General features: G+C 36.9%; 12 protein-coding genes and 4 tRNA genes. 15 read left to right on the top strand and 1 reads right to left on the bottom strand.

Going from position 1 to position 13,798, the window contains the following annotated elements; genetic code table 11:
* Nucleotides 1-8 precede the first annotated feature (8 nt).
* The 15 genes from N0O92_RS21770 (at nucleotide 9) to N0O92_RS21700 (ending at nucleotide 13,230) form a co-directional block, all read left to right on the top strand.
* Nucleotides 9-83: transfer RNA gene (locus N0O92_RS21770), tRNA-Glu, on the top strand.
* Between the two features lie 19 nt (nucleotides 84-102).
* A tRNA-Asp gene (locus N0O92_RS21765) sits at nucleotides 103-179 on the top strand.
* Between the two features lie 24 nt (nucleotides 180-203).
* Nucleotides 204-279 (top strand) — tRNA-Phe (locus tag N0O92_RS21760).
* Nucleotides 280-284: 5 nt separating this feature from the next.
* A tRNA-Thr gene (locus N0O92_RS21755) sits at nucleotides 285-357 on the top strand.
* A 210-nt stretch (nucleotides 358-567) separates the two neighbouring features.
* Nucleotides 568-2,013 (top strand): peptidoglycan DD-metalloendopeptidase family protein, encoded by a 1,446-nt coding sequence (locus N0O92_RS21750; protein WP_315616923.1) that lies wholly within the window; start codon nucleotides 568-570, stop codon nucleotides 2,011-2,013.
* A gap of 144 nt (nucleotides 2,014-2,157) precedes the next feature.
* Nucleotides 2,158-2,868 carry a response regulator YycF gene (gene yycF / locus N0O92_RS21745; RefSeq protein WP_315616921.1) on the top strand — a complete coding sequence of 237 codons (711 nt, stop codon included), beginning with the start codon at nucleotides 2,158-2,160 and terminating at the stop codon, nucleotides 2,866-2,868.
* Complete coding sequence (walK, locus tag N0O92_RS21740) at nucleotides 2,869-4,683, top strand: cell wall metabolism sensor histidine kinase WalK (RefSeq protein WP_315616919.1); 1,815 nt, start codon at nucleotides 2,869-2,871, stop codon at nucleotides 4,681-4,683.
* Nucleotides 4,680-6,026 carry a YycH family regulatory protein gene (locus N0O92_RS21735; RefSeq protein ID WP_315616918.1) on the top strand — a complete coding sequence of 449 codons (1,347 nt, stop codon included), beginning with the start codon at nucleotides 4,680-4,682 and terminating at the stop codon, nucleotides 6,024-6,026. Before walK ends, N0O92_RS21735 begins: the two co-directional genes overlap by 4 nt.
* Nucleotides 6,013-6,786 (top strand): two-component system regulatory protein YycI, encoded by a 774-nt coding sequence (locus N0O92_RS21730; protein WP_315616917.1) that lies wholly within the window; start codon nucleotides 6,013-6,015, stop codon nucleotides 6,784-6,786. The genes N0O92_RS21735 and N0O92_RS21730 overlap by 14 nt, the downstream gene beginning before the upstream one ends.
* A gap of 24 nt (nucleotides 6,787-6,810) precedes the next feature.
* Nucleotides 6,811-7,608 (top strand): MBL fold metallo-hydrolase, encoded by a 798-nt coding sequence (locus tag N0O92_RS21725; RefSeq protein WP_315616916.1) that lies wholly within the window; start codon nucleotides 6,811-6,813, stop codon nucleotides 7,606-7,608.
* 210 nt (nucleotides 7,609-7,818) lie between these two features.
* Nucleotides 7,819-9,042, top strand: coding sequence for a S1C family serine protease (locus tag N0O92_RS21720; RefSeq protein WP_315616914.1), 1,224 nt, complete (start codon nucleotides 7,819-7,821; stop codon nucleotides 9,040-9,042).
* 526 nt (nucleotides 9,043-9,568) lie between these two features.
* Nucleotides 9,569-9,730, top strand: coding sequence for a CxxH/CxxC protein (locus N0O92_RS21715; protein WP_315616912.1), 162 nt, complete (start codon nucleotides 9,569-9,571; stop codon nucleotides 9,728-9,730).
* A gap of 68 nt (nucleotides 9,731-9,798) precedes the next feature.
* Nucleotides 9,799-10,278 carry a 23S rRNA (pseudouridine(1915)-N(3))-methyltransferase RlmH gene (gene rlmH, locus N0O92_RS21710; protein ID WP_315616910.1) on the top strand — a complete coding sequence of 160 codons (480 nt, stop codon included), beginning with the start codon at nucleotides 9,799-9,801 and terminating at the stop codon, nucleotides 10,276-10,278.
* Nucleotides 10,279-10,371: 93 nt separating this feature from the next.
* On the top strand, nucleotides 10,372-12,009 hold the full coding sequence (locus N0O92_RS21705) for an RNA-binding domain-containing protein (RefSeq protein ID WP_315616908.1): 1,638 nt from the start codon (nucleotides 10,372-10,374) through the stop codon (nucleotides 12,007-12,009).
* Between the two features lie 453 nt (nucleotides 12,010-12,462).
* Nucleotides 12,463-13,230, top strand: coding sequence for a DUF6414 family protein (locus N0O92_RS21700; RefSeq protein WP_315616906.1), 768 nt, complete (start codon nucleotides 12,463-12,465; stop codon nucleotides 13,228-13,230).
* A gap of 203 nt (nucleotides 13,231-13,433) precedes the next feature.
* Here the strand turns inward: N0O92_RS21700 and N0O92_RS21695 are convergent, their stop codons facing one another.
* Nucleotides 13,434-13,598 carry a YjzC family protein gene (locus N0O92_RS21695; RefSeq protein ID WP_315616904.1) on the bottom strand — a complete coding sequence of 55 codons (165 nt, stop codon included), beginning with the start codon at nucleotides 13,596-13,598 and terminating at the stop codon, nucleotides 13,434-13,436.
* Between the last annotated feature and the right edge of the window lie 200 nt (nucleotides 13,599-13,798).

The following is a 13,798-nucleotide window of genomic DNA, read 5'->3' as shown; positions in this document are numbered from 1 at the left end:
TAAAAAGTGGCCCGTTGGTCAAGCGGTTAAGACACCGCCCTTTCACGGCGGTAACACGGGTTCGAATCCCGTACGGGTCACCATTTTCATTAAATAAGTTTTGGTCCGGTAGTTCAGTTGGTTAGAATGCCTGCCTGTCACGCAGGAGGTCGCGGGTTCGAGTCCCGTCCGGACCGCCATTTTTAACTTCATATTTATGTAGTGGCTCAGTAGCTCAGTCGGTAGAGCAATGGACTGAAAATCCATGTGTCGGCGGTTCGATTCCGTCCTGAGCCACCATTTTTGCCGGCCTAGCTCAATTGGTAGAGCAACTGACTTGTAATCAGTAGGTTGGGGGTTCAAGTCCTCTGGCCGGCACTTTAATCCGTGTGGAATTTTCCATGCGGATTTTATTTGTGTTTCGACAAAAATCCCTAATATATCCAGGAATATTACAATCTATTTTCAATTTGGTTTTGTGGCACCAAACATAGCAGATTATGCTAGAATAAGAAAGGTTGACGAATTTTGTCTAAAATTCTTTTTAATTATACATATATCTAGGTTTTAGAGTAGCAGGAGGAAAACATGGTTCCAAATAAGAAACAACAACTATTTTTCTATTTACCCCCATACATGGTCATTCAAACATTTATCATAGCATTATTTTGTTTGTTCGTTTTTGTTACTTTTTCAAGCACGATACAAGCAGATGAGGAATCTGTTCACACTATCTATCATGTGTATGTAGATGATCAGCATGTAGGTGTAGTCATAGATGATGAGCCTGTATATGAATATATTGAACAAGTAGAGAAAGAATATGAAGAAACATATCCTACTCTCTCTTTTGCTATTGGTGAGAGTGTTCGAGTTATTCCTGAGATGGTGTTTAGTAAAGCTATCGAAGATGAAGATGTAATAACAGAGCTAGAAAATGAGATGGTAGTTCAAGCAGAAGCGGTTGCTTTACTAGTTAATGATAAGCCGGTTGTTTATTTATCTAATCTTGAAGAAGCTGAAAAAGCTCTACAATTGCTAATCACTCAATATATAGATGAAGAACAGTATGAGCAGTTTCAAGCTGAGGATGGCGATGATCCTCAAGTTATGGTTGGAGAGAAGATTATTACCGATGTAGTTCTGACAGAAGAGGTTACAGAGGAAGAAATGCTAGCTGCTCCAGATGAGATTCTGTCGGTTAAGGATGCGGTGAAAAAGATTAATCAAGGCGTGTTAGAAGAACAGGCATATACAGTACAACAAGGTGATGTATTAGGAACGATTGCACAAGACCATAATCTATCAACCTCTCAATTATTAGAGTTAAATAGTGAGTTAGATTCAGATAGCATCATTCGAGAAGGGGATGAGCTGACAGTAACAGCTTACGAGCCGTTAGTAGAAGTTGTCTCTACTCATATTACTATGGTAGAGGAAGAGATTCCTTTTGAAACGGAAGTAATAGAGGATTCTTCGATGTTTAAAGGAGATCAAAAGGTGACCCAAGAAGGAAAAAATGGGAAGCAGTTACTAGAGTATGAAATTACAGAGCAAAATGGTCAAATCATCAAACGTAAAGTTCTTTCAGAAGAAATAACAGAAGAGCCGGTAAAAAAAGTGATTACTAAAGGAACAAAGGTTATTCCTTCACGTGGATCAGGCACACTTGGTTGGCCAGCTGTTGGTGGATATATCTCAAGCTATCAAGGAAATCGTTGGGGTAGATTTCATCGCGGAATTGATATTGCTAGGCCTAGTAACTACAATATTTTGGCAGCAGACAATGGCACGGTGACGTTCGCTGGTAGTCAAGGCGGGTACGGAAACTTAGTTAGAATTAACCATAATAATGGAATGGAAACATTATATGCTCACCTAGCATCGATTGATGTGAAAGTCGGACAAACAGTCACAAAAGGACAAAAAATTGGTGTTATGGGTCAAACAGGTAATTCAACGGGGATCCATTTACACTTTGAAGTGTATCAAAACGGGCAATTGAAAAACCCTATGGATTTCTTACATTACTAAGAAACGTCCCCGGTATGGGGGCGTTTTTTGTTAATTATTCTTTGTTTAAAAATTGCTAGATTACCATTCGTTCCTATCAGCGTGAACGACGTACATGTGTTAAAATGAAAGATAAGACTACTATGGACGGGAGAGGTCTGCATAATGGATAAACGCATTTTAGTTGTAGATGATGAGAGACCAATCGCAGATATTTTGAAGTTTAACCTTGAGAAAGAAGGTTATGAAGTGATTTGTGCTTATGATGGGCTAGAGGCTATAGATCTAGTCAAAAAAGAAGAGCCTGATCTCATTTTGCTTGATATTATGATTCCTCATAAAGACGGGATGGAAGTATGTCGCGAGGTTCGGAAACAATTTGATATTCCAATCATTATGTTAACAGCAAAAGACTCAGAAATAGATAAAGTTCTTGGATTAGAGCTTGGGGCAGATGATTATGTAACAAAACCGTTTAGTACAAGAGAACTTCTTGCACGTGTAAAGGCAAACTTACGTCGTCAAAAGGCAACGAATGATGAGACAACCGTACAAAAAGAAATTTCTGTAGGGGAGTTAACGATTTATCCTGAGGCGTATCAAGTGAAAAAACGTGGGGATGCCATTGATTTAACTCATCGTGAATTTGAATTGATTCATTATTTAGCAAAGCACCTTGAGCAAGTAATGACACGTGAACACTTATTGCAAGCCGTTTGGGGATATGACTATTTTGGCGATGTTCGTACTGTAGATGTAACGGTTCGTAGGCTGCGTGAAAAGGTAGAGGACAATCCTAGCTATCCGATTTGGATTATTACAAGACGAGGGGTAGGGTATTATTTATCTTCACCTGAACAAAAGGAGCAATCATAAATGGATCGAAAAGTTGGCTTCTTTAAGTCGATCCAGTTCAAATTAATTATCATTTATGTGTTAATTATTTTTATTGCTATTCAAATTATCGGTGTTTATTTTACAAGACAGTTAGAAAGCCAACTAGTTACTAACTATTTTGAAATGCTAGATGATCGAGCAAACCTACTATCGTTTAACCTTGCCCAGGAAATGACGAAAAACAAGGATGATCGTAGTGCATTAACAACGAACATTAATACACTATTGCGGGATACATTTTCAATTGACCAGTCTGAAGTTCAAGTGATTGATCAAAACCGAGTCGTAGTTAGTACATCTAATCTATCAAATCGGCACATTGTTGGGCAGCAAAGTACAGAGGTAAGGGTAAAGCGAGCTTTGCTTGGGAATAAATTTGAAGATGTATTACGAGATCCTGTAACAGGTCACCGGATGCGCGTGCTTGCCGTTCCTATTAAATCAGATGATGGACCTGTAGGAGCGCTGTACATTGAAGCATCAATGGAAGATATTTATGATCAAATTAGACAGATTAATAGCATTTTATTAAGCGGAACGTTTATTGCTCTTGTTATCTCTTCTGTCCTTGTTATTTTAGTGGCACGTACGATTACTGGTCCCATTATGGACATGAGAAAGCAAACGATGAGAATGGGCCGCGGAGATTTTTCTAGACAAGTTAAGGTCTATAGTGAGGATGAAATTGGACAACTTGCTACATCATTTAATGATTTAACGATGAAGCTACAAGATGCGACATTAACCCGTGACCGCGAGCAAAAACGATTAAAATCTGTATTAACTCATATGACCGATGGTGTTATTGCAACCGATCAAAATGGTCGCATTATATTAATGAATAAGCGAGCTGAAGAGCTCCTTGATATATCAAGTCATTCGGCGATGGGACAATTGTTACCAGAGGTGCTACGACTTTCTGATACCTTTGCACTTTATGATTTATATGAACACTCAGACTCGATTCTTCTTGATTTTAGTAGTGCGGAAGAAGAGTACTTACTAGAGGCAAACTTCTCTGTTATTCAGGAAAAGGACGGTCCTATTAATGGACTTATCACCGTTTTACATGATGTAACGGAGCAAGAAAAAATTGAACATGAAAGACGAGAGTTTGTAGCAAATGTTTCACATGAATTACGCACTCCGCTCACGACGATGAAAAGCTATTTAGAAGCACTCGTAGATGGAGCTGTAGAAGACAAAGAACTAGGGCCACGCTTTTTAAGCGTAACCCAAAATGAAACAGAGCGAATGATTCGATTAGTAAACGATTTGTTGCAGCTATCTAAAATTGATAGTCAAGATTATAAGTTATCGTTCCAAACGGTTGATATTGGATTGTTCCTTCATGAAATCGTTGATCGTTTTGAAATGATTGCAGAAGAAAGAGACATAACGTTTGTACGGAAAATATCGTCTAAGCCTACGTATGTAAAAATGGCTGCAGATAAGATGACGCAAGTACTCGATAATGTCATTTCCAATGCAATGAAATATTCACCAGAAGGTGGAAATATTACGATCGCATTGCTTCACCAAGGGGATGAGTTACAAATTAGTATTGCTGACCAAGGAATGGGAATCCCTCGTGAAAGTCAAACAAAGATCTTTGATCGTTTTTATCGAGTCGATAAAGCAAGAGCAAGAAGTGTCGGCGGTACAGGTCTTGGTTTGGCAATTGCAAAAGAACTCATTCATGCCCATAAAGGGGAAATTTGGGCAGAGAGTGTGTATGGAAAAGGGACTACGATCTTCTTTACATTGCCTGCAATGAGGGAGGGGAAAAGGTGAGTTACAACAACTTGAAATCAACCATTCTAATCAGTTTGATTGGCATAAGTATTATTTTGACTTGGCAACTTTATACGTTTCAACCTGACATCGCCCTTCTCGATGATACAGTTTCTAGATATGTACCAGATGAATTAAATGAAGAACGTGAAGAACGAATGATTCATGAAGTCATTATGCCAGAACAAATCATTGTGCATCGAAACCAACATTATGCAATGATTCCATATGAAATGGACGAGTTTAGCAGACTGTATGAGAAATTACTTTCTTCAAATGTAACGGAAGTAAACTTGTTATCAACTGATCGATTTCCAACTCAAACAGCTAGCGAGGGAGTCGAGTTCATTTTTCCAACATCTGTACCAACAACGATTTTCTTTTCCTTATTTGGCATAAGTGAAGAAGAAATCGGCGTTCCGGCAATTGAAGTCGATCGATTATTTTTATTTGTTAATGAAAATGAGCTAGTTCACATGCAAATTTTATCAAGTGAAGAAGAGCGTCTCATCGAACTTGAGACAAGCTTATCGGTGAGAGAATTTCAAGCAGATTATCTTGAATCATTTGATGAATTTCGAGAGGTTGTAACGGTTGTCAGTGATACAGAGTATTCCAACCGTTTAAAAGAGAGAGTATATATTCCAACTGAACCTGTTTCAGTAGAGCGGTTATCTTTTGCAACAACGCCTTTATCTCCTGAGTCTTACAAGCAGGCTCTTTTTACCGATCCAGGATCAGTTAAATATTATCAGCAGTCAGACGGTGAAGACTCCTATACGGATGGAAACCGTATAATCACGATGCAAAACAACGGATTGTTTATGGAATACATTAACCCTGTTTTTATCGAAACACAAGAAAGAAGCACGAGACATATCGTTCAAAGTGGTTACGAGTTTATTAATGGGCACGGTGGATGGACGAATGATTATTTCCTTTCTAGCTGGAGTTCATCAGATATTCGTGACGAAGCTTCTTTTCGAATGCATGTTAATGGCTTACCTGTCATTATGTTTGAGGGGCAAGGAGATATGGATCTTCAGGTCAACCGTTCAGGTACTCAAATTATTAATTATACAAGGCCGTTATTTGAACTTGACCCCCATCCGATTGATGCGAGAGAGTCGATTGAACTGCCTTCAGGCAACGAAGTACTAAATCAATTAAAAAAGCAAGAATTCTTTGATGAAACACGTTTGTCCAAAGTAGTAGTAGGCTATGAAATGATAACGAGAAATGCCTCATTTGTCACAATTGAACCGCATTGGTTTATTCTTTATGGGAACAGGTGGCAAAAAGTAACCTTTGAGGAAGAAGGTGATACTAGTGGATTGGAGTAGAACAAAAACCATTTTCATTATTACCTTCTTGTTATTAAATATCTTTTTAACATGGCAACTTATTGAGACTCATAATATGAATCAAATTAGCTTAATTACAGAGGCGACAATACAAGAAGTGTTACGAGAGAATAACGTGACGATTGAAATAGAATTACCAGAAGAAGAGTCACCAGGTTTACTCGTTGTTGGCAAACAAGTAGAGCTGTCACTAGATGATATTCCGGCACTAGATGATCAGGAAATTGACTATTTAGATAGCCACACGATTTTATCTGAACTAGAGGAACCATTTGCTTTAACAAGAGAAGGTTTCGCAAGTGAGCTGCCTGCCTTCTTGTCGACATATGTGTTTGAAGGAGACAATTACCGTTTTGGCGGCTTTGACTCTGAACGAAACAGAGTGTATTTATACCAAGCATACGGAGAAAAAACAGCTTATACGTTAGATGATGAGCCTTTGGTTCTTCAGCTTGATGAGCATTTACAAATTATTAGCTATCAACAACGCTATTTCCAATTCGAACAGCAAGATGGAGAGGAACGGGAGATGCTTTCTAGTTTGAAAGCAATTGAAGTTTTGTTAAATGATCAGCTTGTCCGAATGAATCAAACCATTTCAGACGTTCAATTTGGCTATTATAGCTTCTTCAGCCCAACAGGCGATGTTCAAGTCTTTGCCCCAATGTGGCGTATTAAAGTCGATGGAGAAGAATATTTGGTACATGCCATAGGTGGGTCTGTTCAGCAGCTTACGTAAGTTTTGGTGAGGGGAATGAATAATATGACATTACGCTTTAGTGTGCTGGCAAGCGGCAGTACAGGCAATGCTGTCTATGTTGAGACAGAAGAGCAGCGATTATTAATAGATGCAGGATTAAGTGGAAAGAAAATGGAGGAGCTTTTTCAAACAATTAACCGCGATCCAAAAGATCTAAATGGAATTTTAGTAAGTCACGAGCATTCCGATCATATTAAAGGTGTTGGTGTATTTGCTAGAAAGCATAAGCTACCTATCTATGCTAATGAAAAAACATGGAAAGCGATGGAAGGGCAATTAGGGACACTCTCAACAGATCAGAAATTCACGTTTGCTACAGGTGAAGTGAAGACATTTGGAAATATTGATGTTGAGTCGTTTGGTGTATCACATGATGCAGCAGAGCCGATGTTTTTCACGTTCAACCATGAAGGGAAAAAACTCGTTCTTGCTACAGATATGGGTTATGTAAGTGAGCGAATTAAAGGAACGATTGAGAAAGCGGATATATTCATTTTTGAATCGAATCACGATATGAATATGCTTCGTATGGGGCGTTATCCTTGGAGCGTGAAACGTCGTATTTTAAGTGATGTTGGACACGTATCAAATGAGGATGCAGCGCTTGCCTTATCAGAATGTATTGGTGACAATACGAGTCGCATTTATTTGGCTCATTTAAGCCTTGATAACAATATGAAAGATTTAGCTCGCTTGTCGGTAGAACAAGTGTTAAAAGAGCAAGGAATGGCCGTAGGAGAGCAATTTGAACTTTATGATACCGATCCACATAATCCAACTGCTTTAGCGGTTGTATCTTAAGTAACAGAGGCTTGAGCAGCCTCTGTTTTTTTTCTATAAAAAAACGAATGAGCAGATGATTTTCATGATTATGCGTCAATGTTGTTGGGAATTATAGAAGAGTGTAAAAAATATATGAAAAACGCTTGTGGCGCTATTTTTTACCGAAATTCTCATTATAATAAGAAGTAAATATGACTAATTTATTAGGAAAAAAGGGTGGTGTGTAAAATGGGTTATTATGATGACCATGCAACAGAACGAGTAAGTAGACGTAAAAATTCAAATCGAGGAATCCTAATCATTACCGCTTTTCTTGGATCGATTATTGGGGGACTATGTGTCTTATTTTCTCTTCCTATTCTATCTAACTCTGGAATTTTACCTTATAGTATAAACACCGAGCCTGAATCGGTTGCTGTATTTGATTCAGAAACACCTCAAGAAGGCTTACAAACGGTAAATCTTGATGTAAATAGCAATGTCACGCAAGCTGTTGATCGTGTATCAGATGCCGTTGTAGGAGTCATTAACATGCAGCAATCTAACTTCTTTTCATCAGGTGAAGAAAATGAAGGAACAGGATCTGGTGTTATTTATAAAAAAAGTGGTGACAAAGCCTATGTTGTCACGAATCACCATGTTATAGAACGAGCAAATGAAATTGAAGTAAGCCTAGCAGATGGTACTAGAGTACCAGCAGAATTACTAGGAACAGATGTAATTACCGACTTAGCTGTACTTGAAATTGACGGAACAGGAATCGAAACGGTAGCTGAGTTCGGTAGCTCAGACACACTGCGTGTAGGAGAACCAGCTTTAGCAATCGGAAACCCACTTGGACTACGCTTTTCTAGTACGGTAACACAAGGAATTATTAGTGCAACAGAACGTAGTATCCCAGTCGATTTAACAGGAAACGGTCAAGTAGATTGGCATGCAGAAGTACTGCAAACAGATGCAGCAATCAATCCGGGAAATAGTGGCGGTGCCCTTGTGAACATTGAAGGCCAAGTCATTGGAATCAACTCAATGAAAATTGCACAAAGCTCAGTTGAAGGAATAGGTTTTGCGATCCCAACAGCAATTGCCATCCCAGTAATTGAAGACTTAGAAACGATTGGAGAAGTACGCCGACCGCAAATGGGTGTGGGCATTCGTTCTTTAAGCGAAATTCCTAGTTCCTACTGGCAACAGACATTGAAACTACCAGAAGACATCAAAGGTGGTGTAGTCATCACAAGCATCGCGCCAACGTCGCCAGCTGACCGTGCAGGACTGCAAGAGTACGATGTGATCGTAGAGATCGATGGAGAAGAAATGCTAGACGGACACGACTTACGAAAATTCCTCTACACGGAAAAACGCATAGGTGACGAACTAGACGTTACGATCTATCGAGATGGAAACCGAGAAGTAGTAAAAGTACAACTAGCAGAACAAGAGAGTTTTTAAGCTCAAAACAAAAAAAGGCCGGTGTTGCCTTTTTTTGTTTTGAGCGAAGCACTGAGCGGAGCCGCCGTAATGTTTTAAGCATTTTGAGTGGTCTTCTCAAAATGCGCACGGCGAGAGAAGCCAGTGCCCGCTTCATGAATATACTACAGGAAAAAGGCCGGTGTTGCCTTTTTTTGTTTTGAGCGAAGCACTGAGCGGAGCCGCCAGAGGCTTGTGATGAGAGTCTGCTACTTCCGAGTGGACTGTAGATTCCTTATTTGGTGAATAAGTACCTTTTATTTGTCTAAAAGGACTGAGGTTCCTCTATTTCGCTTAACAGCACTGAAAAACTGTGTTATTTAGCCAAATAAGGTCCTCCCTGTCCGGATGTAAAGCAATATCACTGGTTTTTTCTAAATAACGTACCTGGTGTCCGCCAGTGCATTAAATATTGCCACTACCCATAGATTCTTCCCTAATTCGTTTATCCACAGCTATAAAATAGGGTATGCTATAATAGAAAACGGCAAAGAAAGGACGTTGTATTATGTATTATGCTTGCGATGAACATATAGAAGTGGCTATTGATATGATAGTTGATGAAGTAGAATTAGCACCTGTTGTTGAAAAGATTAACGAAGAAAAAGCACCGTTATCCACAACCTGCAGTTTTTGTGAGAGCGTCGCCATTTACACTGTGGATAGTTAATTTGCAAATTAGTGTTGTTGATATGTGGATAACTACTGTGGATAAAATTTTAGGAGGTTATACACATTGTGAATATCCAAGTTGTGACGGTTGGGAAATTAAAAGAAAAATATTTGAAGCTTGGTATAGATGAATACATAAAAAGATTAGGTGCTTATGCGAAAATAGAAACGATTGAAGTAGCGGATGAAAAAGCACCTGAACAAGCAAGTGAAGCTGAAATGTTGCAAATTAAGGAAAAAGAGGGCGAGAGAATCTTAGCCAAAATTCATCCTGATACCCATGTGATTGCCTTAGCAATTGAGGGAAAAATGATGACATCAGAGCAGCTGGCTGATAATCTAGATAAACTTGCTACGTATGGCAAGAGCAAAGTGGCATTTGTCATCGGTGGATCACTTGGACTGAGTGATGATGTGATGAAGCGCTCGAATGAGAGTTTGTCTTTTTCAAAAATGACGTTTCCGCACCAATTGATGAAGCTGGTGTTAATGGAGCAGATTTATCGAGCGTTTAGGATTAATAGGGGTGAACCTTATCACAAGTAAATGAGGTTTTTTATTTGTTGACTTTAACCTATTATTTCCGTTTAACCTTCTAATCTTGGTATAATGTTTGTATCAAGTTAGGAGGTGTATTTTATGGAAATAAATGAGATAATCCAACGTGGTGAAACTAAGTATGTAGAGTTTAAAAGTTGGATTAAAGCAAACAAAAAGGAATTAATGAATATCTTAACAAATGAGGCAGTAGGGTTTGCCAATACGGATGGTGGGCTCATCTTAGTCGGTGTTGAAGATGATGGAGAAATTACTGGATGTTATGACTATGATGAACAGAATATTATTGAGAGTATTTATGATAAGACTATGCCTAAGCTTTTTACTGATGTAGAAATAATAAGATTGGCTGGTAAGGATATTTTAAAAATAACAATTGAGCAGTCTCCAGAAATTGTAGCTACTTCAAAAGGAGTAGTATATAAAAGATTAGGGAAAAATACAAAGCCATTTTATCCATCAGAATACAACTCTAATAATATAAAGGGATTTAAAGGAGACTACTCCGCTAAAATTATCGAACCTACTACCAAAGATGATATAGATTTTGCTGAAGTAGAGCGATTAAAATTAAAAATACAATCACGAGATAAAGATTCTACTTTATATCAATCAGACAATATTACGCTCCTAAAGGACTTACGATTGATAGATGTTGTTGGAGAAGAAATCCAGCTAACAGTAGCAGGATTGTTATTTGTTGGAACAAATGAAGCAATTGCGAAGTATATGCCTCAAGCAGAAATAATCATTCTTACATATAATGATGGACATACTGAATATAATAAGCGGTTAGAGCTAAAAATGCCTTTAGTTAAAACTGTAGATAGAATTCAGCAGTTTTTTGAAGATAGAAATGGAATAAAGAATATCCAAATGGGGCTTTTTAAATTAGAAGTTCAAGATTATCCTATTAATGTTTTTCAAGAAGCGCTTCTTAATGCTATCTCTCACCGGGATTATGAGAGTAATTCTTCAATTTTTGTTAAGTTTTATCCTAATGAAATTATTATAGAAAATCCTGGTTCATTTCCAAGTGGAGTTGATAGTACAAATATTATTACACACCCTTCGTCACCGAGAAATAAGTTGATTGCTGAAACACTTCAAAAACTAAAATATGTTCAACGATCGGGGCAAGGTGTAGATATAATATTTAAAGATATGCTTTCATTAGGGAAATCTGCTCCTGAATATAATTTGTATTCTGAAGCAGTAAGTTTGACTTTAAGAAGCAGTTTGGAAGACATGGAATTTCTAAAGTTTATTACTAAAGAGGAAGAAAATAACGGTGAGTTTTCAGTGTCAGAAATCTGTATTTTAAAATATGTTAAATCTAATAAAACCATTACCCTTGGAAAGGCTGCTGAGGTGGCTCAAATTACAACTCAATCCGCAGCAAATGTTCTAAACAAACTATGTCAAAAAAGAAATATTCTACAAAGAGAAGCAAGAAATAAATATATGTTTACTCATCGAGTATACGAAAGTTTAGATGATAATATTGAATACACAAAAGATAAGGATTTTGATGAAATACAGGCTAAAACAATGATTATTGATTATTTGAATAAAAATGGTACGATTACTCGCTTAGATGTGGAAAGGTTATGTGGCTTTTCATCTACAAGTAGTAAACGCATTTTACAAAGTTTAAGGGAAGCAGAAATTATAGTTTTAGAAGGTAAAGCAAGAGCAAGTTATTATAGATTGAAGTAGTATTTATTTCATTTAATATTCAAACAGAATTGTTTTATATTAATATCACAAATATTGGACCAAATTTTGGACCGATACAATAAAGTTTGGACTGATTCTGGACCGATTCTGGACCGATTCTGGACCGATTCTGGACCGATTCTGGACCGGTTCCTAACTGATACAATAAAATTTGGACCGATTAATGGACCATTATTAGATTGTATGTTTCATAAAACTATAATTGTGTAAGTTTGTAATTAGGTTTAATAAACACTTCATTTATATGCGTTACGGTGAACCATTACCATTAGTAAATGAGGTTCTTTTTTGCTTTAAAGCTGCTTAAATATGTATTTTTAATTTAAATAATATAATATTTATCTATTCAACTTAGCCACAAGTGTTAAGATTCAAATGTTCATCGAATTATTTGATTTCTATTGTGTAAAGTTAATAGAAGGGGATGTTACTATGTTTAAAAACTTAATTTACTTTGATGCAAGTAAAGTAGCAGAATATAAAGCTATATTAGAAGGTAAAAAACATGTCGCTATAAAAAATGTTAAAGTAAGTTCTGGTAAATCTTTAAGTGCTAATGTATCAGTGCTTTCAGGAGATATAAGTGGGAAAAACGAAATGGAAGGAGAATTATTAGAAAATCTAATACTTGATTGCAATGAGTTTGAAGGATTGCTTGAAAGTAAGGGTAACGATAATTATTTTGATTTAATAGAGAATGACTTTGAAACTGAGACAATTCCTAGAACAGGTATTATACGTTTTGAAGGAGGTTTTAGAATACCCGAGGAATTTGATATGATGGATTTAATAAATGACTTTAAACCTATGTTAACTTCAAGTATGAATCTAGACAATCCTCAAGAGGAAGAAATATTCACTAAACTTTTTGCGAAAGAAAGCACAAAGATCCCTGTCTTTTTCGAATGTAACGACTTTATAGAAAGAGTCGGTTTTGCAAAATTAAATTCAAATAATCTATGTTATGAATTAGAGCACTTAGAAGATTTTGAAAATGAAGAAGTAACAGTAATTGCAAAAGTCCTATCTCGAAAAAATGTAACTGATAAGCCTATTATTGTTTTCGACATTATGAAGGATTTGTTTTCTTTAAGTCGGGGGATTCGAAGGCAAATGGGTGAACAAGAAATAGAAGGTATGCAAAGTATCCAAAGTGATAAGAACATTTTAGTATTAGAAGTATTAGCAATATATCAATAACCAAAGATCATACTACTTTTGTTTAAATAATTGTCAGCTAGAACGCTTATAACTCTGTTCGATTATATACCAGGTTAATACAATTCAATTTACCTCATTTAGATTCACTACGGTGAACCGTATCATAAGTAAATGAGGTTTTAAAAAGAACCACCTAGAACGTTGATTTTATAGCGTTTTAGGTGGTTTTTAAATTATATTTTTCATTGTTTACTCCATTTTCTACCTTTTTCCTGTGTTGGTGGGAGACGGTCACCTTTATCAATTTCAACTATACGTGGTTTATAGACTTCACCACCTCTTGGACCAACTTCTTTATACTTTCCAGGGGGTTGATTATCCATACCAGGCTTTTTTAAATTGCTCATTGATTAACACCTCTTTTACAATTATACTACCATTTTCTGTTATAATTGGCCATGCAAAGAGTTCGGAAGATCAATTGTAAACGATAAACTAAAATCAACAGTTTTCCACAAATAGAACTCAACAGAAAACCACAAATAAGATTAAACAGTTCCCCAGTACATGATCATTTTCAATATACTAGATTATAGTTTATTGAAAG

This window comes from Alkalihalobacillus sp. MEB130 (assembly GCF_032335535.1).
In the GTDB taxonomy this organism is placed as follows: Bacteria; Bacillota; Bacilli; order Bacillales; family Bacillaceae_D; genus Halalkalibacter.
This window is presented reverse-complemented; position numbering and strand designations above follow the sequence as displayed.

What these genes read in the sequence shown, in the direction of transcription:
- N0O92_RS21750 (WP_315616923.1), top strand. Translation starts at nt 568, where the DNA reads ATGGTTCCAAATAAGAAACAACAACTATTTTTCTATTTACCCCCATAC.
- yycF (WP_315616921.1), top strand. Translation starts at nt 2,158, where the DNA reads ATGGATAAACGCATTTTAGTTGTAGATGATGAGAGACCAATCGCAGAT.
- walK (WP_315616919.1), top strand. Translation starts at nt 2,869, where the DNA reads ATGGATCGAAAAGTTGGCTTCTTTAAGTCGATCCAGTTCAAATTAATT.
- N0O92_RS21725 (WP_315616916.1), top strand. Translation starts at nt 6,811, where the DNA reads ATGACATTACGCTTTAGTGTGCTGGCAAGCGGCAGTACAGGCAATGCT.
- N0O92_RS21720 (WP_315616914.1), top strand. Translation starts at nt 7,819, where the DNA reads ATGGGTTATTATGATGACCATGCAACAGAACGAGTAAGTAGACGTAAA.
- N0O92_RS21715 (WP_315616912.1), top strand. Translation starts at nt 9,569, where the DNA reads ATGTATTATGCTTGCGATGAACATATAGAAGTGGCTATTGATATGATA.
- N0O92_RS21705 (WP_315616908.1), top strand. Translation starts at nt 10,372, where the DNA reads ATGGAAATAAATGAGATAATCCAACGTGGTGAAACTAAGTATGTAGAG.
- N0O92_RS21700 (WP_315616906.1), top strand. Translation starts at nt 12,463, where the DNA reads ATGTTTAAAAACTTAATTTACTTTGATGCAAGTAAAGTAGCAGAATAT.
- N0O92_RS21695 (WP_315616904.1), bottom strand. Translation starts at nt 13,598, where the DNA reads ATGAGCAATTTAAAAAAGCCTGGTATGGATAATCAACCCCCTGGAAAG.